General features: G+C 50.5%; 15 protein-coding genes and 3 tRNA genes. 13 read left to right on the top strand and 5 right to left on the bottom strand.

From position 1 onward, the window contains the following. Positions 1-165 precede the first annotated feature (165 nt). The 3 genes from Q0X97_RS01040 to Q0X97_RS01030 all read left to right on the top strand — a co-directional run bounded on the left by Q0X97_RS01040 (position 166) and on the right by Q0X97_RS01030 (position 2024). Positions 166-957, top strand: coding sequence for a polyamine aminopropyltransferase (locus Q0X97_RS01040; RefSeq protein WP_302065412.1), 792 nt, complete (start codon positions 166-168; stop codon positions 955-957). Between the two features lie 25 nt (positions 958-982). Further along, positions 983-1315, top strand: a complete 333-nt coding sequence (locus Q0X97_RS01035) for a ferredoxin (protein WP_085389659.1) — start codon at positions 983-985, stop codon at positions 1313-1315. A 73-nt stretch (positions 1316-1388) separates the two neighbouring features. Beyond that, a complete protein-coding gene (locus Q0X97_RS01030) occupies positions 1389-2024 on the top strand; it encodes an alpha/beta hydrolase (RefSeq protein ID WP_302065411.1) in 636 nt (211 codons plus the stop codon). A gap of 63 nt (positions 2025-2087) precedes the next feature. On the opposite strand, the gene Q0X97_RS01025 is transcribed toward Q0X97_RS01030, so the two are convergent. Then, a complete protein-coding gene (locus Q0X97_RS01025; RefSeq protein ID WP_302065410.1) occupies positions 2088-3365 on the bottom strand; it encodes a NupC/NupG family nucleoside CNT transporter in 1278 nt (425 codons plus the stop codon). A gap of 235 nt (positions 3366-3600) precedes the next feature. Here Q0X97_RS01025 and Q0X97_RS01020 point away from each other — a divergent pair, with 235 nt between their 5' ends. The 4 genes from Q0X97_RS01020 to xerD all read left to right on the top strand — a co-directional run bounded on the left by Q0X97_RS01020 (position 3601) and on the right by xerD (position 5732). Continuing rightward, positions 3601-4044, top strand: coding sequence for a peroxiredoxin (locus tag Q0X97_RS01020; protein WP_302065409.1), 444 nt, complete (start codon positions 3601-3603; stop codon positions 4042-4044). A 27-nt stretch (positions 4045-4071) separates the two neighbouring features. Beyond that, positions 4072-4530, top strand: a complete 459-nt coding sequence (locus tag Q0X97_RS01015) for a methylated-DNA--[protein]-cysteine S-methyltransferase (protein WP_302065408.1) — start codon at positions 4072-4074, stop codon at positions 4528-4530. A 96-nt stretch (positions 4531-4626) separates the two neighbouring features. Next, a complete protein-coding gene (locus Q0X97_RS01010; protein ID WP_302065407.1) occupies positions 4627-4827 on the top strand; it encodes a hypothetical protein in 201 nt (66 codons plus the stop codon). Positions 4828-4841: 14 nt separating this feature from the next. After that, a complete protein-coding gene (xerD, locus tag Q0X97_RS01005; protein WP_302065406.1) occupies positions 4842-5732 on the top strand; it encodes a site-specific tyrosine recombinase XerD in 891 nt (296 codons plus the stop codon). A 90-nt stretch (positions 5733-5822) separates the two neighbouring features. Here the strand turns inward: xerD and Q0X97_RS01000 are convergent, their stop codons facing one another. Then, the gene (locus Q0X97_RS01000; protein ID WP_302065405.1) at positions 5823-8915 is read right to left on the bottom strand and encodes a calcium-binding protein; all 3093 of its coding nucleotides are present in this window, start codon (positions 8913-8915) and stop codon (positions 5823-5825) included. 609 nt (positions 8916-9524) lie between these two features. Here Q0X97_RS01000 and Q0X97_RS00995 point away from each other — a divergent pair. Beyond that, a complete protein-coding gene (locus tag Q0X97_RS00995) occupies positions 9525-10928 on the top strand; it encodes a DASS family sodium-coupled anion symporter (RefSeq protein ID WP_302065404.1) in 1404 nt (467 codons plus the stop codon). Positions 10929-11031: 103 nt separating this feature from the next. Here Q0X97_RS00995 and rnr read toward each other — a convergent pair whose 3' ends face one another. Continuing rightward, positions 11032-13416, bottom strand: a complete 2385-nt coding sequence (gene rnr, locus Q0X97_RS00990) for a ribonuclease R (protein ID WP_302065403.1) — start codon at positions 13414-13416, stop codon at positions 11032-11034. Between the two features lie 90 nt (positions 13417-13506). On the opposite strand from rnr, the gene Q0X97_RS00985 reads away from it, so the two are divergent. The 5 genes from Q0X97_RS00985 (at position 13507) to leuB (ending at position 17057) form a co-directional block, all read left to right on the top strand. Then, a tRNA-Leu gene (locus tag Q0X97_RS00985) sits at positions 13507-13593 on the top strand. Between the two features lie 46 nt (positions 13594-13639). Beyond that, positions 13640-13726 (top strand) — tRNA-Leu (locus Q0X97_RS00980). Between the two features lie 195 nt (positions 13727-13921). After that, positions 13922-14012, top strand: a tRNA-Ser gene (locus tag Q0X97_RS00975). A 141-nt stretch (positions 14013-14153) separates the two neighbouring features. Next, positions 14154-15662 carry an exopolyphosphatase gene (gene ppx, locus Q0X97_RS00970; protein WP_302065402.1) on the top strand — a complete coding sequence of 503 codons (1509 nt, stop codon included), beginning with the start codon at positions 14154-14156 and terminating at the stop codon, positions 15660-15662. Between the two features lie 324 nt (positions 15663-15986). Further along, positions 15987-17057: a 3-isopropylmalate dehydrogenase gene (leuB, locus tag Q0X97_RS00965; protein ID WP_302065401.1), complete on the top strand. Its 1071-nt coding sequence runs from the start codon at positions 15987-15989 to the stop codon at positions 17055-17057. Between the two features lie 66 nt (positions 17058-17123). Here leuB and sucD read toward each other — a convergent pair whose 3' ends face one another. Together sucD and sucC are read right to left on the bottom strand one after the other, a co-directional pair. Further along, the gene (gene sucD / locus Q0X97_RS00960) at positions 17124-18014 is read right to left on the bottom strand and encodes a succinate--CoA ligase subunit alpha (RefSeq protein WP_302065400.1); all 891 of its coding nucleotides are present in this window, start codon (positions 18012-18014) and stop codon (positions 17124-17126) included. Positions 18015-18024: 10 nt separating this feature from the next. Then, a complete protein-coding gene (sucC, locus tag Q0X97_RS00955) occupies positions 18025-19191 on the bottom strand; it encodes an ADP-forming succinate--CoA ligase subunit beta (RefSeq protein WP_302065399.1) in 1167 nt (388 codons plus the stop codon). Positions 19192-19380 lie beyond the last annotated feature (189 nt).

Here is a 19380-nt window from a genome sequence, read left to right as displayed (position 1 = left end):
GGCTGAAAGGCCGCCGGTTATCCGTACCGGCCTCATCCCCAAAGCCGCTCCGCCAAAGGCTTCAGGCTGTTTCGGCACATAGCAATCGGCCGCGCCAAACATTTTAAACCCTGCGCCCGAGTGCAAACTGTATTAAAATACGCCTTTTTTTGCATCACTCAGCCCATGGCCCGCCATCCTTACCGCCGTCTGCGCGCACAACAGTTCGAACTGCCCGAAGTGGGCATTTCCGAAACAGACAATATCCGTTCACTGCATCTAGGCAGCGCAACCGTGCAAAGCTCCATGAACCTCGACAACCCCGCAGAGTTGGTACTTTCATACAGCCGCGCCATGATGGGCTGGCTGCTGTTTGCAGAGCAGCCGCCCGCACACATCACCCAAATTGGTCTGGGCGGCGGCTCTTTTGCCCGTTGGATAGACGCTTACCTGCCCGACACCCGCCAAACCGCCATCGACATCAATCCGCAAGTGATCAACGTAGCCCGCAGCCTGTTCGAGTTGCCTTTTGAAGACGAACGCTTCGAAATCATCGAAGCCGACGGTGCCGAATACATCAAAACCCTGCGCGGCAGCACCGACGTGATTCTTACCGACGGCTTCGACGGGCAGCAGATTATCGATGCTTTGGTGGAAATACCCTTTTTCGAAGACTGCCGCCAAGCCCTTTCTCCCGACGGCATTTTCGTTACCAACTGGTGGAGCGGCGACCGCCGTTACCGCCGCTTCGTCGAACGCCTGTTAGAGGTGTTTGAAGGCCGCGTATTGGAACTGCCTGCCGAAAGCCACGGCAATGTGGCCGTTATAGCTTTCCAAAACGCTCCGAAAGAACAAAATCTAGATCATCTGAAAAAGCGCGCGGATAAATTATCCGAACAATACGGCTTGGATTTCAAACGCATGCTGTCCGAGCTTAAAGCCAACAATCAAAACAACGGCAAACATTTTTATCTGTAAAACGCCGCACAAAGAGCCAACCGTTATGAGTTATTTTGAACGCCACTTATTCATCTGCACCAATGCCCGCCACGATGCCTGCAAACAAAGTTGCAACGACAACGGCGAAGGCACGGCAGCCGTTGATTTTTTAAAAGGCAATGCCAAAAAAATGGGCTTGATCGGCCCCGGCAAACTGCGTATCAGCAGTACGAGCTGCTTGGGGCGGTGCGAATCCGGCCCGCTGATGGTTATTTACCCCGAAGCGCGCTGGTATACCTATGTGGACGAAGAAGACCTGCAAGACATTCTCGAACAGGATTTAGCCGGCGGCCAAGCCGTGGAACACCTGCTGATAGACGCTCCCGAAACCGAATAACGCCCCCTACTCTCCGCAGGCCGTCTTAAACCGTATTTTTCAGACGGCCTCCTTTAACAAACGATTCGATATCATGCTGAAACCGACCGATCAAATCATCATTCAAGGCTCCGCCGGCGGCTTGGAAACCATTTACCTACCGGCACACGGCCGCGAACGCGGCGTAGCCGTTATCAACCATCCCAATCCGCGCCAAGGCGGCACCAATACCAACAAAGTGATTCAAACCGCCGCAAAAGCCCTCACCTCTCTGGGATTCCATTGCTACCTGCCCAACCTGCGCGGCGTAGGCAACAGCGAGGGCGAACACGATTACGGCCGCGGCGAAACCGACGACTGCACGGCTGTGATCGACTACGCCCGTGCCCGCCATCCCGATGCGCCGCAATTTATTTTGGGCGGCTTCTCATTCGGCGGCTACGTTTCCCTGTTTGCCGCCCAACAGCGCGAACCCGATTTGCTCCTGCTTATCGGCCCCGCAGTACGGCACTACGACACCCGCGAACCTAATGCCCCCGATCCGGCCAAAACTTTGCTGATTCACGGCGAAACCGATGAAGTGGTGCCGCTGGAAAACGCCTTCAAATGGGCGGCTCCGCAAGATTTGCCGGTAATCGTATTGCCGGAATCTTCGCATTTTTTCCACGGCAAACTGATTGCCCTGCGCCATACCGTGCTGCGTTTCGTGCCTGCGGTTTTAGGTAAATAAAGAACAATATCGAAGAGGCCGTCTGAAAAGTATTCATACGGCCTCTTTCCATCTACATCACGGTTATCCGACAAAGACCACACCCGACAAACCGATAAACAAGCCTGCAATCACCGCGCTCATCAAGTTGGACAGCGAACCGGCAACCACCGCTTTAATGCCCAAGCGGGCTACGTCTTTGCGGCGGTTCGGCGCCATAATGCTCAAGCCGCCCACCAATACGGCAATCGAACCCAAGTTGGCAAATCCGCACAGCGCGAAAGAAATAATCGCTTTGGTGGTGTCGGTGAGTTTGACCGCCGAGTCGGCTTTCAGATAATTCACAAATTCGGAATAGGCCACAAATTCGTTCACCACCACTTTTTGCCCGATTAACGAACCGGCTATCCCCGCCTCGTTCCACGGCACGCCGATAACCCAAGCCAACGGTGCAAACAGCCAACCCAAAATGGTCTGCAAAGTCAAACCGCCGTAACCGAACCAGCCGGCCACACCGCCGATGATGCCGTTGATCATGGCAATCAACGCCACAAACGCCAGCAGCGACGCGCCCACCGCAATGGCGATTTGCGCACCGGTTACCGCACCGCCGGCCGCTGCGTCGATGACGTTGGTCGGCTTGTCTTCTTCATTTTCGGCCAGCACTTCTTTATCGTTTTGCGTTTTTTCGGTTTCGGGCACCAACAGTTTGGCGAACAGCAAACCACCCGGTGCCGCCATAAACGAAGCGGCAATCAGATAAGGCAGCGGCACGCCCATTTGGGCATAACCGGCCAACACCGAACCGGCCACCGAAGCCAAACCGCCGCTCATCACGGCAAACAGCTCCGATTCGGTCATCTTGCAGATATAAGGGCGCACCACCAGCGGCGCTTCCGTCTGCCCCACGAAAATATTGGCCGCCGCCGACATAGATTCGGCTTTCGACGTACCCAACACTTTTTGCAGAAAACCGCCGATCACTTTAATCAACACCTGCATCACGCCGATGTAGTACAGCACCGCCATCAACGACGAGAAAAACACAATCATCGGCAACACGCGCAGGGCAAAGATAAAACCTCCGCCGCCGAACACATCGAACATTTTTTTCGACACCAAACCGCCAAACAAAAAACTTACGCCGGTATTGCCATAAGCGATAACGTCTCCGATGGTATCGGAAGCCTCTTTCAACATATCGCGCCCTTGCGGCACATACAGCACCAATGCGCCCAAGGCCACCTGAATCAGAAACGCACCGGCCACCGTGCGGATGTTGATGGCCTTACGGTTGGTGGAAAGCAGCACCGCAATGGCTACCAACACCGCCATGCCCAGCAAACTGTGTAAAACACCCATTTCAGTTTTCCTTTATTGACAGATTTCCGCCATTATAAAGGAAGCCTGCGCAAAGCCGTGCCGGAATTTTCAGACGGCCTTCGGACTTGAAGCTATGGTCGATAACTTGCTTTACCGCGGTTCGTCATATGGCTGCCGCCTGATTCGGTTGATTCATTTTCAGACAGCCTTTGGGAGTAAGGCAGAATGGTATAAGATAAAGGCCGTCTGAAAACCGATTGAGAAAGAGAAAAACATGCCGCAATATAGCTTTACCCTGCCATCTTCCGCAGAGCGCGATTTCGTATCCGACGAACACCTGCCGCTGGTGGTTTATTTCTACCCCAAAGACAGTACGCCCGGCTGCACCACCGAAGGCTTGGACTTCAACGCCCGCTTGGACCGATTCAAAGCCCTCGGCTACACCGTGGTCGGCATCTCGCGCGACGGCGTGAAATCGCATCAGAACTTTTGCAGCAAACAAGGCTTCCAATTCGAACTGCTAAGCGATAAAGATGAAACCGTGTGCAAGCTGTTTGACGTGATTAAGCTGAAAAAACTCTACGGCAAAGAATCGCTCGGCATCGAACGCAGCACTTTCGTGCTCAACAAACAAGGCGGAATCGAGCACGAATGGCGCAAAGTCAAAGTGGCGGGGCACGCACAAGAAGTGTTGGAAACCTTGAATAAAACCGCTTAAACAAACTTTTTCAGACGGCCTCGAACCATGAACTATCCTTGTCTTTATCCCGCCCCGTTCGGCAACATCACGTTAATCTTCGACGCAGAGGAAAACCTTGTCGAAGTAAACCTGCACGGCAGGCTCGAATATGCGCCTTATCCTTTGCCCGAAGCATGGAAAAAGAAACTGGACGACTACTTCTCAGGCCGTCTGAAAAACTTTAATCACCCGATTTCCACGCAAGGCACGGCATTCCAGCAGAAGGTTTGGCAGGCGATTGCCGAAATCCCCGCCGGAGAAGTGCTCACTTACCAAGACATCGCCCGCAAAATCGGCAGCCATCCCCGCGCAGTCGGCGGCTCATGCGGCAAAAACCCGCTGGCCTTGGTGGTGCCGTGCCACCGCGTCGTCGCCAAACAAGGCTTGGGCGGATTTTCCAGCGGAGAAGGCGACGCACTGGCGATCAAACGCTGGCTGCTGCAACATGAAGGCATTAAGATATAGCAGAATAGTATGCCCGAGCATGACGAAACCATGAAAAAATGAGTTTATTTGCCGTATAAGGCCGTCTGAAAACACATTTCCCGCAAGGAGACAAACATGCACGAAACCCCCGATAAAGACCTGCAAACCCGCCTGACGGAATGGGACATTGAAAAAACCAAAGCCGAAACCGCCAAACTGCAAGCCGAGGTACGCTTGGCCGAAGCCAAAGCCCGAACCGCCAAAATTGTGATGAACGGAATTTTGACAGTGATTGCACTGGTATTCGCCTTTATTATTGCTATGGCCGCTCTTTAAGAAAACCGTTTGCGATGCCGTCTGAACAACATCCCGACACCTTTATCGACCGCCTGCTCGAACACCTTTGGCTCAACGACCGCCTCAGCCAAAACACCCTCGACGGCTACCGGCGCGACCTGCAAAAAGTCGCCGCGCGCTTGGCCGAACACAGTCTCAACTGGCAAAACGCACAAAGCAGCGACTTATCCGCCGCCATTTACCATCCAGACGAGAAAACCCGTTCGCAAGCCCGCGCCCTTTCCGCCTGCAAACGCCTCTACGGTTGGCTGCTCGAAACCGAGCAGCGCAGCGACAACCCCACCCGCCACCTCACTACGCCCAAACAGCCCAAAACCCTGCCCAAGCTGAGTACCGAAGCACAAATCGACGCGCTGCTGAATGCGCCCGACACCGAAAGCACACACGGCCTGCGCGATAAAGCCCTGTTGGAACTCATCTACGCCACCGGCCTGCGCGTCAGCGAAGCGGTAAAACTCCAAATCGGCCAAGCCAATCTGCACAAAGGCATCATCAACACCATCGGCAAAGGCAACAAACAGCGCATCGTGCCGCTCGGCGAAGAAGCCGCCTACTGGATAGAACGCTACCTTGCCGAAGCCCGCCCGCTGCTGCTGAAGAACAAAGCCTGCGACGAATTATTCGTGAGCCAGAAACGCACCGGCATCAGCCGCCAGCTCGCTTGGATGATTGTCGAAAAATACGCCCAAGAAGCCGGTATCCGCCACATCAGCCCGCACGGACTGCGCCATGCTTTCGCCACCCATCTCGTCAACCACGGCGCCGACCTGCGCGTGGTGCAACTGCTGCTCGGCCACGCCGACATCAGCACCACCCAAATTTACACCCACGTTGCCAACGAGAGGTTGAAAAGTATTGTTCAGGAACACCATCCGCGCGGTTAAGTGAGCGGTTAAGTGTAGGTACGGAAATGAAAACAGGCCGTCTGAAAATGTTTCAGACGGCCTCAAACCTGCTTTAAAGCATTACAATCGTCAAATCACAACCGCTGCGGTACTTACGGATTCATCAACCGTATTTGCCCAGACGTTGCCGCCGGAATAAACGGCTTGGTCCCCCACATCAGGCAGCTCAAACCATGTTTTGGCACTTACGGCATCTGAAAGTTTGTTGATGCCTTGCTCGAAACGGCTGTTGTTTTCCAGCAAGCCTTCAAGATTCGCAAAACCTTTGTTGAGCCGCGACAATGAGTCAAGGGCATTTTGATTGACTTTGGCTAAAACATCCTTCACGGCGCCCTCGCGCACGGTGTCGCTGCCCAGCGTATCCCACGGCAACACGCGGTCTGTTTCTTCGCTATGGTGTGCACCGGTGCGCGGCGTGGCACTCGCCGAGCCGGTTACCAAAGCTTGGAATTGAGCTGCCGTATATTTGCCCGAATCGAATTCAAAAAATTCGACGTTTTTGTCGCCATTAGAACGGGATTGCCATTGGACAGTCAGGGTGTCTTGAGAGCCTTTGATGCCGATTACCCAGTCGGTGCCACCGTCGCCCTTCGGCTTGATTGACAGCGTCAAATCTTGCGGCTTCAGCCCGTCACCGAAACGGACGGTGTCCTCATTACCTTCATAATGCGAACCATACCCGTCAATGGTGTCTTGCCCGCTTCCTCTGCCGAAGAGGAAAGTATCCAGGTACTCGCTGCCTACCAGCGTGTCGTCTCCCGAGCCGCCGTCAAGCACATTGGTGCCATAATATCCACCTCTGAGTTGGTCATTACCTTCACCGCCGTATAAGAAGTTTTTGCTGCCGCGCTCTCCGATAATCACATCGTCGCCGCCACCGCCGTGAATCGTGTTTTTGCTACCGGAAGCGTAAACCAACTCGTTTTTGCTGTCGCCGTTATATTGGAAGTGGCCTCCGGCATTGCCGATGACAATGCGGCTGTTACCTTCTTCGACAACAGTGTAATTTTTCATATTCTGAGCGGCTTGAACGTCGAATTTCAAAATCTGCTGATAATCTTTGGTGGTATATGCCGAATACGAATCGGGCGTGATGTGATATTTCACATAGGCATCGGGTGTGCCGTGATACGGAATGAATATTATTCTGGATTCATTCATATATTCCGAATAATACTCTTTGACGTGTAAAGCCTCACGCAGAGGAACATGCTCTAAGTTATCAGGTGCTGCGCGGAAATTAGTGGGTAATTTTATCAGCCGGCCTTTGGAAACTTCGTCAAACGTAATCCGGTCATCTGAATTCAAATCCCCGTCTTTCGGCCTGAGCATGATGTATCCTTGGCGCTCATATATTTCCCGTGTTCGGGTAAAAGTGTCCAATTCCATAATTTCAGCCATCCTGCGCGAAGAGAGCCAATAGTTGTCGAAAACAAACTCATTAATCGCGGCTCCGTCACCGTTGTGCTGGTTGAGAATGGTTAAAGTATCGTCGGTACCCTTAATGCGGATAACCCAAGTATCCCCGCTGAGGTCGGGAATTTGGTTGGTTTCGCCGATTTTCCCTTTGATAAGCGATTTATCATAACCGTTGATACGGGTAATTTCCAAATCACGCGGAGTAATGCCGGGACCGAAACGCACAGCATTGTCGGCAGATTCGAAAGGCGGCATATCATCTTGGGGTCTCCATACCTTGCCAAAATCGAAAATCACATCCTTGCCCGAACCCCTGCCGAAATAATAAGTGTCGGAACCGCGATTGCCTTCAATATGGTCGTTGCCTGTGCCGCCGTTGAAGTAGTCGTTGCCTTCGCTGCCGAGAATCACATCATCACCGTCGGTACCTTTTTGAGTAAAACCGGTACGGTTGATAAATTCCTCGTGGGTATAAGTATCTGTTTTATTGCCCTGACCGAGTATGAACTTGTCGACAGCAGGCTTGCCCGAGCTGTTTATCTGGTTTTTTATGGTTATGCTATGACCGGTTGAATAGCTGGAAATAACCCAGTCAACACCGCCTGATTGATTGGCGACAACATGTACGTCGAAATCATCAAAATTTGATGAGTTTTCGGTGTGGGTAAATTTAACCGTATTGATACCGAATGAATCGACAATGGTGTCTTTTCCTTGCTCGGTCAGATCAATCAGATAAGTATCGTCCCCCGTATCACCATACAGCATATCGTTGCCGAGGCCGCCGCTGAGGGTATCGTTGCCGTCGCCGCCATGCAGGGTGTCGTTCCCCGAATCTCCCGTTAAATTGTCTGCGCCGGTACCGCCGTCCAAGTAGTCATCGCCGGCATTGCCGATCAGCGTATCTTGACCGCCCAAACCGTATATCTGGTCATTTAAATCCGAACCGGCCAGACGATTGTCGCCATCGTCTCCTTTTATGGTCAAGCCCTTGTTTTTATCAGGGAAAGGCGGCTCAACGCCCGCCAGATTAGCCAGATCTTTGGCACTCAGCATACCGGAATCAAACACAAAATAGTCGACGGCCAGCTTTGTGTTGTCGTCAAAATATTGACTGGGAATGGTTAGTGATGAATTTTGGTCGACCTTGATCACCCAATCGGTTGTTCCTTCACCTTTGGTTACGGCTTCAATCACCAATTGCTCCGGCTTGATGCCGGGGCCGAAACGCACAAGATCGGTGCCTTCCAAGTCTCTGATGGTATCGTGCCCGCTGCCTGCTCGGAAAACGTAGGTATCGCTGTGCGCGCCGCCGTACAGCTCATCGTTGCCTGCACCGCCATTTAATATGTCTCTGCCGCTGCCGCCGTACAAGGTATCGTTGCCTTCGTCGCCGTTTACCGTATCGTCATGCGCACCGCCGAAAAGGGTGTCGTTACCCTTGCCACCGAAAAGCGTATCGTTACCGCTGTTGCCGTACAAGACATCATCGCCGCCGTTGCCGTTTAAACGGTTATTGCCGATGTTGCCGTTTATCAGGTTATCGGAATCGTTGCCTGAGCCATGTAGGTGAGCGTTACCTGAAAGAAAAAGGTCTTCAACATTATTCGGCAGGCTGTATGAAACGCTGCTGTAAACGCGGTCTCTGCCTCCGTCGGGCTGTTCGATGATTTTGTCGCCGGTATGGTTGACATAATAGGTGTCGTTACCCGGAGTGCCGATAAATGTTTTAGGATTGGACATACTCATTTCTCCCATATCATTTGTTAACAAACAGAACAACTTAAAACATCTCTAACATTTTTTAGACAGTATTTTTATGGGACTGATTTTTAAAGAAATAGTTCTTTCATTAATAAAGATGACAATAAACTAATATTCACGTGAAAGTTTCATGCTATATAAATTTAAGTATTTTCAGACGGCCTCATTGTGATAAGCGGTTTGCAACAATTCGAAAAAACGCTTTCCACCCTTTGGAAGCCGCAACCGACCGCATCGCCTTACAGCCACCGCCAGAAGAAATCTCGGCGAAACACCGTTTGCTTAAATCAATCGAACAATGAGGCCGTCTGAATATACTTTTCTTTACATTTTTCAGACGGCCTCAATGCTTTTTTCAACGGAAAAGCATAAATATTTTATTCAATACAAATAAATAGACTGCTTTCAAGCAACCCACATCTCAAGCATTATCATCTAAACAATACCGATTATTTACACATTCTTTACAACTACATTCAATTACACTTATACTGCTTTTACCTTTCCGATGCATGATTCTCATCGCACGGAACAGGATTTCTGCTTTTTTCACAAACCCTTAATCCATATAGAACGGAAACAAACAGTATGACTTCTGATAAAAACCGTCCGGAAAATATCGAGCTGCTCAGCGCACAAGCTCCGATTACCAACTTTCGAGGTCTGATCACTACGATTATCGCTGCCGTGGTGTGCTTTGGCATCTACCATATCCTGCCTTATGACACCAACGCCAACAAAGGGATCGCCGTATTGCTGTTTGTGGCCATTATGTGGTTTACCGAAGCCGTACACATTACCGTTACCGCTTTGATGGTTCCTATCTTGGCCGCTTTACTCAGCTTTCCCGATATGGACATCAAAAAAGCCATGAGCAGCTTTTCCGACCCGATTATCTATATTTTCTTCGGTGGTTTCGCATTGGCCGCCGCCCTGCACATGCAACGGCTCGACCGCAAAATCGCCGTATGGCTGCTGTCGCTTTCACGCGGCAACATGAAAGCGGCCGTGCTGATGCTGTTTATTGTTACCGCTTTTTTATCTATGTGGATCAGCAACACCGCCACCGCCGCCATGATGCTGCCTTTGGCAATGGGCATGATGGATCATATAGATAAAGAAAAAGACCGCAAAACCTTTGTATTCGTGCTGCTCGGTATCGCCTATTGCGCCAGCATCGGCGGTTTGGGCACCATCGTCGGTTCCCCGCCCAATGCCATTGCCGCCAAAGCATTGGATTTGGATTTCTTCGGCTGGATGAAAATGGGCTTGCCGATGATGCTGCTCATTCTGCCTCTGATGTTGTTCTCTCTTTACATCATCCTCCGCCCGAACTTAAACGAACGCGTGGAAGTGAAAGCCGAGCATATCCCTTGGACGCTGCACCGCGTTATCGCTATGCTGATTTTCATCGGCGCGGCGACCGCATGGGTCTTCAGTTCTAAAATCAAAGCCGTTTTCGGCATCGCCAATCCCGATACCGTCATCGCTCTTACCGCCGCCGTTTCCGTCGTGGTATTCGGGGTTGCGCGCTGGAAAGAAGTCGCCCGCAACACCGACTGGGGTGTGCTGATGCTGTTCGGCGGCGGTATTGCTTTGAGCAACCTGCTACAAGTTTCCGGCGCTTCGCTCGCGCTCGGCCAGCAGTTGGCTACGGCTTTTGTATTGGCCCATCCGCTGGTTGTTATTTTCGCCGTGGCTACGTTTATTATCTTCCTCACCGAGTTCACCAGTAATACCGCCTCTGCCGCATTATTGGTACCGATTTTCGGCAGCATCGCCACCCAAATGGGATTGCCGAAAGAAGTATTGGTATTCGTTATCGGTATCGGCGCATCGTGCGCATTCATGCTGCCGGTTGCCACTCCGCCGAATGCCATCGTATTCGGCACGGGTTTGGTGCAACAAAAAGAAATGATGCGTGTAGGTATTCTGCTGAACATCTTGTGCGTGTTATTGGTTGCCATGTGGGCTTATACTTTCTTCGCTTAACTTCGGAGGCCGTCTGAAAACTTTTCAGACGGCCTTTCATGAAACCGCATACAAAAAAAGCGTTTGAACCCATGAAGTTCAAACGCTTTTTTACGGCTATATTTTATTTCTTACGGCTGCGCTTACCGGCAGAGCCGCTTCGGGCTTTGCTCTTCACTGCTTTCTCGTTCCGGGCATTTTTTGCAGATTTTCCCTGTTTTCTGCTTACCGCTTTGGTTTCCGATGCTTTCGTATTGCTGCGGGATCTTCTAACGGCACCTTTCTCCGAAAATACCGTTGCCGAAGCGTCTTTTTTCTTCTTGCCTCTTTTGGCAGGCACTTCCCCGCCGCTGATCAAGCTCAAATCAATCCTGCTGGTATCCAAGTCGGCACGCGCCACTTTTACCGTTACGCGGTCGCCCATATTAAAGCGGATACCGCTGCGCTCGCCCTGCATTGCCATGAGTTCGGGCCGGTAGTTGAAATAATCTTCGCCCAAATCACTGATGTGAATCATGCCTTCGATATGGATATCGTCAAGCGTTACGAAGATACCGAAGTTGGCCATACCGGAAATGCGCCCGCTGAAAACTTCGCCGATTTTGTCGCGCATATAATAAGTTTTCAGCCAATTTTCCACATCACGGCTGGCATCATCGGCGCGGCGTTCGCAAAACGAAGTATGCACTCCCAAAGCCTGCCATGATTTGGGGGCATATTTTTCACCTTTTAAGACGGCCTTAATGGCACGGTGAACGGTCAAATCCGGATAACGGCGGATAGGCGACGTAAAATGGGCATAGGCATCATAAGCCAATCCGAAATGGCCTTCGTTATTCGGTTCATAAACCGCCTGCTGCATCGAACGCAACATCATCACCTGCAAAAGCTCGGCATCGGGGCGTTGACTGAACTGCTCCGCCAGCAGCGCATAATCCTTCGGTGCAGGCTGATCTCCTCCTCCCAACTGCAAACCGAGCAAACCGAGCTGCTCGCGTAAAGTAGCCAGCTTCTCGATGGTCGGGCCCAAATGATTACGAAACAATGCCCTATGCTTGTGCTTCAATAAAAACTCCGCCGCACACACATTGGCCGCAAGCATGCACTCTTCAATCAATTTATGCGCATCGTTACGCACCACCGGCACAATCCGCTCGATTTTACCGTTGTCATCAAAAATCATCTGCGTTTCAGTGCTTTCAAATTCAACCGCACCGCGCTGGTTACGTTTGGCATGCAGAATTTTAAACAGCTTATATAAAGTATCGATTTGCTGTTTGTGCGGGTAATCGCCGCCTTTTTCTATCCAGTCCCATACTTGGGTGTAAGTCAAACGTGCTTGCGAACGCATTACTGCGGGATAAAACTTATATTCTTTTATATTCCCCGCATAAGTAATTACCATATCGCACACCATACACAAGCGCTCGACATCGGGATTCAACGAACAAATACCGTTGGACAAACTTTCGGGAAGCATCGGAATGACACGGCGCGGGAAATAAACACTGGTCGCACGCTCTTCCGCATCAACATCAATCGGATCATCCGGACGAACATAATGGCTAACGTCTGCAATCGCCACCACCAAACGATAATTGCGGCCGATTTTTTCCGCATAAACCGCATCATCGAAATCACGTGCCGTTTCTCCGTCTATGGTTACCAACGGCAATTCGCGCAAATCCACCCGTCCTTCCAAATCACGCTCTTGTACATGATCCGGAATTTTCCGGGCTGCTTTTTGGCATGCTTCGCTAAATTCATGCGGCAAATGATGTTTGCGCACGGCAATTTCGATTTCCATGCCGCTGTCGGCATAGTTACCCAACACTTCGATCAATTTAGCGACCGCAGGGCGATGCCCGTCCGGGTAACTTTCAATTTCCGCCACCACAACCTGCCCTTGCTCAGGCTGAAATGCCGTCAAACTATCAGGTTCAAGCACAATACTTTGAATCAGCCGCTGGTCTTCAGGCTCCAAGATCGCAATACCGCGCTCCACATAAAACCGCCCTACCACCTCTTTCTGCGCCCGCTCGACAATATCCAAAACCTGGCCTTCACGCCGCCCTCTGCGATCGATACCCGCAGGGCGCACCGTAACAATGTCCCCATGCATCAAACCGCGCATTTGACGCTCATACAGCACAAAATCGCCATTGCCGGTCGGAATTAAAGGCACTGCAAAACCAAAACCGTCCTTATGTGCCTCAACCCGGCATTTTACCAAGGCCAATTTATCTGCGGCACATACTGCGCCACGGCGGTTAATCAATACTTGGCCGTCACGCGCCATCGCTTTAATACGCCGTTCAAAAAACTCGTATTCTTTATCGGTAATCGATAATTTTTGTGCCAATGAGGTAATTTGGAGCGGCACACCTTCCCGCTCCAACAATTCGGTAATCCACTCCCTACTTGGCAAAGGATTTTCGTAACGCTGCCGTTCCCTGCTCAAAAAAGGGTCTTTCTCACGTAAACTGAATAACTTAGAATTTTTCTTCATATTGATGATTGACAATCTTTCATTTAAATATATAATGCATTTTTTTCTTTGCGAAGCGACACTTTATCGCAAAGTAAATATTAAAGCAAAGCCCAGGTGGCGGAATTGGTAGACGCGCCAGCTTCAGGTGCTGGTATCTTCACGGGTGTGGAAGTTCGAGTCTTCTCCTGGGCACCAATATTTTATTGACTTTGCTTTAAAAAAATACAATTTTTGCTTAATTGCCCAGGTGGCGGAATTGGTAGACGCGCCAGCTTCAGGTGCTGGTATCCTCACGGGTGTGGAAGTTCGAGTCTTCTCCTGGGCACCAAATAAAATATTCCGGTTTATCACCGGATTTTTGTTTTCTAAACACCCATTGAATTTGTTTTTTTTTAAACATTTATTGAAATAGCTAAAAACATAAAAAAACTATTTCAGACGGCCTTTTACATCGCTTATTGCCGCAAGATGAAAAACACCGTATAATTTCAAGACTAAACAGTTTGACTCCTAAATTCGATTTAGAGAGGTGGATGAGTGGTTTAAGTCGCACGCCTGGAAAGCGTGTATACGTGAATAGCGTATCGAGGGTTCGAATCCCTTCCTCTCTGCCAAATTTCAAGAAGCCCTTTGTAAAACAAAGGGTTTTTATTTTGCCAATATAAACCGGCAATATCTTAATCACAGCAAAAGATGACAGTACTCACGTCGCGCGGTAACATGATGGCTTCGTTCGATTCGTTATCTTCTTCATCATGACCAACATAGCTTCCAACGTGCTTGCCTCTGTCGATTTAGGTTCCAATAGCTTCCGGCTGCAAATTTGTGAAAACCATAATGGACAATTAAAAATTATTGATTCTTTTAAACAAATGGTGCGTTTTGCCGCCGGCTTGGATAATCAGAAACATCTCAGCGAAGAATCTCAGGAACGTGCACTGGAATGTTTGGCCAAATTCGGCGAACGGTTAAAAGGATTCAGCCCCGAACAAGTCAGGGTAGTGGCAACCAACACTTTCCGTGTAGCCAAAAATATTGGCACATTTATTCCTAAAGCCGAAGCTGCCTTAGGCTTTCCCATCGAAGTTATCGCCGGACGTGAAGAAGCACGCTTGATCTACACCGGCGTAGTTCATACGTTGCCGCCTAACGGCGATAAAATGCTGGTTATCGACATCGGCGGCGGTTCAACCGAATTCGTTATCGGTTCGGACTTGCAGCCCACGCTTACCGAAAGCCTGCCTTTGGGATGCGTAACATACAGCATGCGGTTTTTTCAAAGCAAAATCAGCCAGAAAGATTTTCAAGCCGCAATTACTGCTGCACGTAATGAAATCCAGCGCATCAGTAAATTGATGAAACGAAACGGTTGGGATTTTGCCGTTGGCACTTCGGGTTCCGCCAAATCCATTCGTGATGTGCTCGCTGCCGAAAACCCGCAGGAAGCCGATATTACCTATGCGGGCATGAAAAAAATAGCCGATAAAATCATTAGTGCCGGAGGCACCAGAAAAGCCAAACTCGAAGGTTTGAAACCCGACCGCGTAGAAGTTTTTGCAGGCGGTCTGGCGGTGATGATGGCGGCGTTTGAAGAGTTGGAAATTCAAAAAATGATGGTAACCAACGCGGCTTTGCGCGACGGTGTGTTTTACGACTTTATCGGCCGCCAACTCAATGAAGACATGCGCGACCAAACTACGGCGGAATTCCAGCTTCGCTATCACGTCAGCCGCAATCAGGCCAAACGTATATCGGAAACGGCACAAAAATTCATGGAAAGCCTCTGCCTCGCCCACAATACGCCGGTACAAGAGCTGGCCTACTGGCAGCAATACATCAACTGGGCGGGATTGCTTCACGAAATCGGCATTAATATCGCCCACACCGGCTACCACAAACATTCCGCCTATATTCTCGAAAATGCCGATATGCCCGGCTTTTCCCGTAAAGAACAAAATATTCTTTCCCTGTTGGTATTCGGCCATCGCGGTGATTTACGCAAAATGGTCGATCTGGTCGGCAACGACCATATGATGTGGTTTGCCATTCTCTCGCTGCGGCTTGCCGCCCTATTCTGCCGCTCCCGCCTGCCGTTGGAGTTACCACAATTTACCCAGCTACGTTCCAACGACAACGGCAAAGCCTTTACCTTGCGCATCAGCCAAAACTGGCTTGACGAACATCCGCTGATTGACGGTGCGTTGGAGTATGAAAGTGAACAATGGCAAAAAATCAATATGCCGTTTAATGTGCAGCCCCAGTAAAAGGCTGAAGAATAAAAGGTTTAAAGAATTCCAATGTTGTTTACACTTTTCGTTTTTGCATAAACGTCCGGTCTAAAATGTTTTTGAAAGCCCCGCGAATATCTAAGAAATACAGTAAAGCGGCGAGATTCCCGATACTTCGCCCAAACGAAAGCCGTTCGACCGAACCGGTGTAAACAACTTGAACCCTTTCAAAAAAACAAGCAAATAAAAACAAAAGAAACCTGTTTGGTTTCATCAAAACCCTATCCGGTTAGGAAATAATAAAGTCAATCTGATCCACCCTCAATAAATCATATTGTTTCTATAAAGGAAAGCTGAAAAATGACCAAACAAATCGCCATTCTCCCCGGCGACGGTATCGGCCCGGAAATTATCGCCCAAGCCGTGCGCGTGTTAGATAAATTAATTTCAGACGGCCTCGATGTCCAATACCAATACGCCCCGCTCGGTGGCGCCGCTTACGATGAATACGGCCATCCTTATCCCGAATTCACGCAAAAGCTTTGCCGCGAAGCCGATGCCGTATTGCTCGGCGCAGTCGGCGGCCCGCAATACGACAATCTCGACCGTCCGCTCCGCCCCGAGCGCGGTTTGTTGGCCATCCGCAAAGATTTAAACCTGTTTGCCAATCTGCGCCCCGCCATTCTGTATAAAGAATTGGCCAACGCTTCCACGCTCAAACCCGAAGTGGTTTCCAGCTTGGATATTCTGATTGTGCGCGAACTCACCGGCGATATCTATTTCGGCGAACCGCGCGGCATCCGCACACTGGAAAACGGCGAGCGCGAAGGCTTCAACACCATGAAATACAGTGAAAGCGAAATCCGCCGCATCGCCAAAGTGTCGTTTGAAGCCGCACAAAAACGCAATAAAAAATTGTGCTCGGTCGATAAAGCCAACGTACTGGAAACCACCGAACTGTGGAAAGAAATCTTTACCGAAACGGCAAAAGATTATCCCGATGTGGAGCTTTCGCATATGTATGTCGACAACGCCGCCATGCAGCTTGTGCGCGCACCGAAACAGTTTGACGTGATCGCCACCGGCAATATTTTCGGCGATATTCTGAGCGATCAAGCATCGATGTTGACCGGCTCCATTGGTATGCTGCCGTCTGCATCTTTAAACGAAACCGGCAAAGGCTTATACGAACCCTCGCACGGTTCCGCCCCCGATATCGCAGGTCAAAACAAGGCCAATCCGCTGGCAACCATTCTTTCGCTGGCAATGCTGGTGCGTTACAGCTTGAGCAACGAAGCGAATGCCAAACGTATTGAGAATGCCGTACAAAAAGTGCTGGAACAAGGTTTCCGCACCGGCGATATTTTTGAAGAAGGCTGCAAACTCGTTTCCTGCTCCGAAATGGGCGATGCTGTTTTGGCTGCTTTATAACCATCCGGATACAATAAAAAGGCCGTCTGAAAACATTTTCAGACGGCCTTTCGCTCTCTTAAACCGTTATGCCAAACCTTTGGCTTTCAACACTTCCAGCATGGTGCTGCCCAATTCGGCAGGGCTGCGGGTGTAAGCTATACCGGCTTTTTCAAAAGCACGGAACTTCTCTTCGGCAGTGCCTTTACCGCCGGAAATAATCGCACCGGCATGGCCCATACGTTTGCCTTTAGGCGCGGTAACACCGGCGATGTAGCCGACAACCGGTTTGCTTACGTTGCCTTGGATGTATTCGGCAGCTTCTTCCTCGGCCGTACCGCCGATTTCGCCGATCATAATGATGGCATCGGTGTCCGGATCGTCTTGGAACAGTTTCAAAGCGTCGATTTGGTTCATGCCCGGAATCGGGTCGCCGCCGATACCGATGCAGGTAGACTGACCCAAGCCCAGTTTGGTGGTTTGTGCCACGGCTTCGTAAGTCAGCGTGCCTGAACGGGAAATAATACCGATGCGGCCGGGTTGATGGATGTGGCCGGGCATAATGCCGATTTTGCATTCGCCGGGAGTAATCACGCCGGGGCAGTTCGGGCCGACCAAACGGGTGCCGTTACCGTTGGTTTCCAGATAACGTTTGGCTTTCAGCATGTCCAGCGTCGGCACGCCTTCGGTAATCACGACCACCAAACCTACTCCGGAATCAACGGCTTCTACTATGGAATCCAACACGAAAGGCGCGGGAACGTAAATCACAGAAGCATCCGCACCGGTTTCTTTCACCGCTTCTTTCATGGTGTTGAAAACAGGCAGGTTCAAATGGGTTTGGCCGCCTTTGCCCGGGGTAACGCCGCCCACTACTTTAGTGCCGTAAGCAATCGCTTGCTCCGAATGGAAAGTACCGTTTTTACCGGTAAAACCCTGTACCAATACTTTAGTGTTTTTATTAATCAATACGCTCATTGTGTTCTCCTTAGGCTTTTACGGCTGCAACGATTTTTTCGGCTGCGTCATTCAAGCCGTCGGCAGAAGTCAGTTTCAGACCTGATTCGTTCAGGATTTTAGCACCCAGTTCGGCGTTGTTGCCTTCCAAACGAACCACCACGGGAACGGTTACGTTCACTTCTTTTACGGCGGCCACAATCGCTTCAGCAATCATGTCGCAGCGCACAATGCCGCCGAAGATGTTGATCAGCACGCCTTGCACCGATTTGTCTTCCAAAATCAGTTTGAAGGCTTCTACTACGCGCTCTTTGGTCGCGCCGCCGCCTACGTCGAGGAAGTTCGCCGGCTGGCCGCCTTTCAATTTGATGATGTCCATAGTGGCCATCGCCAAGCCTGCGCCGTTTACCATACAGCCGATGTTGCCTTCCAAGGCCACATAGTTCAAGTCGAATTCGGAGGCTTTCAATTCACGTTCGTTTTCTTGCGATTTGTCGCGCAGGGCGGCGATTTTGGGCAGACGGTACAGCGCGTTGCTGTCGATACCGATTTTGCCGTCCACGCAGGCCAAATCGCCGTTTTCGCGCACCGCCAGCGGGTTCACTTCAAACAAGGCAAAATCGTTTTCGATAAAGGCTTTGTAGGCACCGGTCATCAATTTGACGAACTCGTTGATTTGCTTGTCTTTCAAGCCCAATTGGAACGCTACTTCGCGCGCTTGGCACGGTTGCAGGCCAATCAGCGGATCAACGGTTACTTTGAAGATTTTTTCAGGCGTTTCTTCGGCTACTTTTTCAATTTCCACGCCGCCTTCGGTCGAAGCCATGAAGGTTACGCGGCGGGTAGAACGGTCGACCACTGCGCCCAGATACAGTTCGGTTTGCACGGGGTACATATCTTCGCAAACCAAAACGCTGTTTACGGGCTGGCCGTTGGCATCGGTTTGATAAGTAACCAAATGGGCACCGATCAGGCTTTCGGCTACTTCTTTTGCTTCTTCACGGCTTTTTACCACTTTCACACCGCCCGCTTTTCCGCGGCCGCCGGCATGAACTTGGGCTTTGACTACGGCGAATTTGCCGCCTAATTTGTCGTAAGCCGCCGCAGCTTCTTCGCCGCTGGCTGCCAAAATACCGCCTTGCACGGGCAAACCGTAGCTCGCCAGCAGTTCTTTTGCCTGATACTCATGTAAGTTCATGAAATCGTCCTCTATAGTTGTTGATGACAGGAGCTTCTCCACAAAGGCGAAACGCCATAATCCGATTGTTTGGTCAAACGGAAGCAGTATAGTTTAAATTACCGCGTCTTGCATCATTTGCGCGCCGCCGGACAACCGTTTTTATACTTTAACCTTAATCAAATCAAAGGCTATTGCAAATGTTAACGG

Origin of the sequence: Neisseria sp. MVDL19-042950 (genome assembly GCF_030504625.1) — a bacterium.
Lineage (GTDB): Bacteria > Pseudomonadota > Gammaproteobacteria > Burkholderiales > Neisseriaceae > Neisseria.
Note: the sequence above shows the minus strand (reverse complement) of the source record. Positions and strands in the feature narration are given on the sequence as shown.

What these genes read in the sequence shown, in the direction of transcription:
- leuB (WP_302065401.1), top strand. Translation starts at nt 15,987, where the DNA reads ATGACCAAACAAATCGCCATTCTCCCCGGCGACGGTATCGGCCCGGAA.
- Q0X97_RS01020 (WP_302065409.1), top strand. Translation starts at nt 3,601, where the DNA reads ATGCCGCAATATAGCTTTACCCTGCCATCTTCCGCAGAGCGCGATTTC.
- Q0X97_RS00995 (WP_302065404.1), top strand. Translation starts at nt 9,525, where the DNA reads ATGACTTCTGATAAAAACCGTCCGGAAAATATCGAGCTGCTCAGCGCA.
- Q0X97_RS01030 (WP_302065411.1), top strand. Translation starts at nt 1,389, where the DNA reads ATGCTGAAACCGACCGATCAAATCATCATTCAAGGCTCCGCCGGCGGC.
- Q0X97_RS01040 (WP_302065412.1), top strand. Translation starts at nt 166, where the DNA reads ATGGCCCGCCATCCTTACCGCCGTCTGCGCGCACAACAGTTCGAACTG.
- ppx (WP_302065402.1), top strand. Translation starts at nt 14,154, where the DNA reads ATGACCAACATAGCTTCCAACGTGCTTGCCTCTGTCGATTTAGGTTCC.
- Q0X97_RS01000 (WP_302065405.1), bottom strand. Translation starts at nt 8,915, where the DNA reads ATGTCCAATCCTAAAACATTTATCGGCACTCCGGGTAACGACACCTAT.
- Q0X97_RS01010 (WP_302065407.1), top strand. Translation starts at nt 4,627, where the DNA reads ATGCACGAAACCCCCGATAAAGACCTGCAAACCCGCCTGACGGAATGG.
- Q0X97_RS01025 (WP_302065410.1), bottom strand. Translation starts at nt 3,365, where the DNA reads ATGGGTGTTTTACACAGTTTGCTGGGCATGGCGGTGTTGGTAGCCATT.
- sucD (WP_302065400.1), bottom strand. Translation starts at nt 18,014, where the DNA reads ATGAGCGTATTGATTAATAAAAACACTAAAGTATTGGTACAGGGTTTT.
- sucC (WP_302065399.1), bottom strand. Translation starts at nt 19,191, where the DNA reads ATGAACTTACATGAGTATCAGGCAAAAGAACTGCTGGCGAGCTACGGT.
- rnr (WP_302065403.1), bottom strand. Translation starts at nt 13,416, where the DNA reads ATGAAGAAAAATTCTAAGTTATTCAGTTTACGTGAGAAAGACCCTTTT.
- xerD (WP_302065406.1), top strand. Translation starts at nt 4,842, where the DNA reads ATGCCGTCTGAACAACATCCCGACACCTTTATCGACCGCCTGCTCGAA.
- Q0X97_RS01035 (WP_085389659.1), top strand. Translation starts at nt 983, where the DNA reads ATGAGTTATTTTGAACGCCACTTATTCATCTGCACCAATGCCCGCCAC.
- Q0X97_RS01015 (WP_302065408.1), top strand. Translation starts at nt 4,072, where the DNA reads ATGAACTATCCTTGTCTTTATCCCGCCCCGTTCGGCAACATCACGTTA.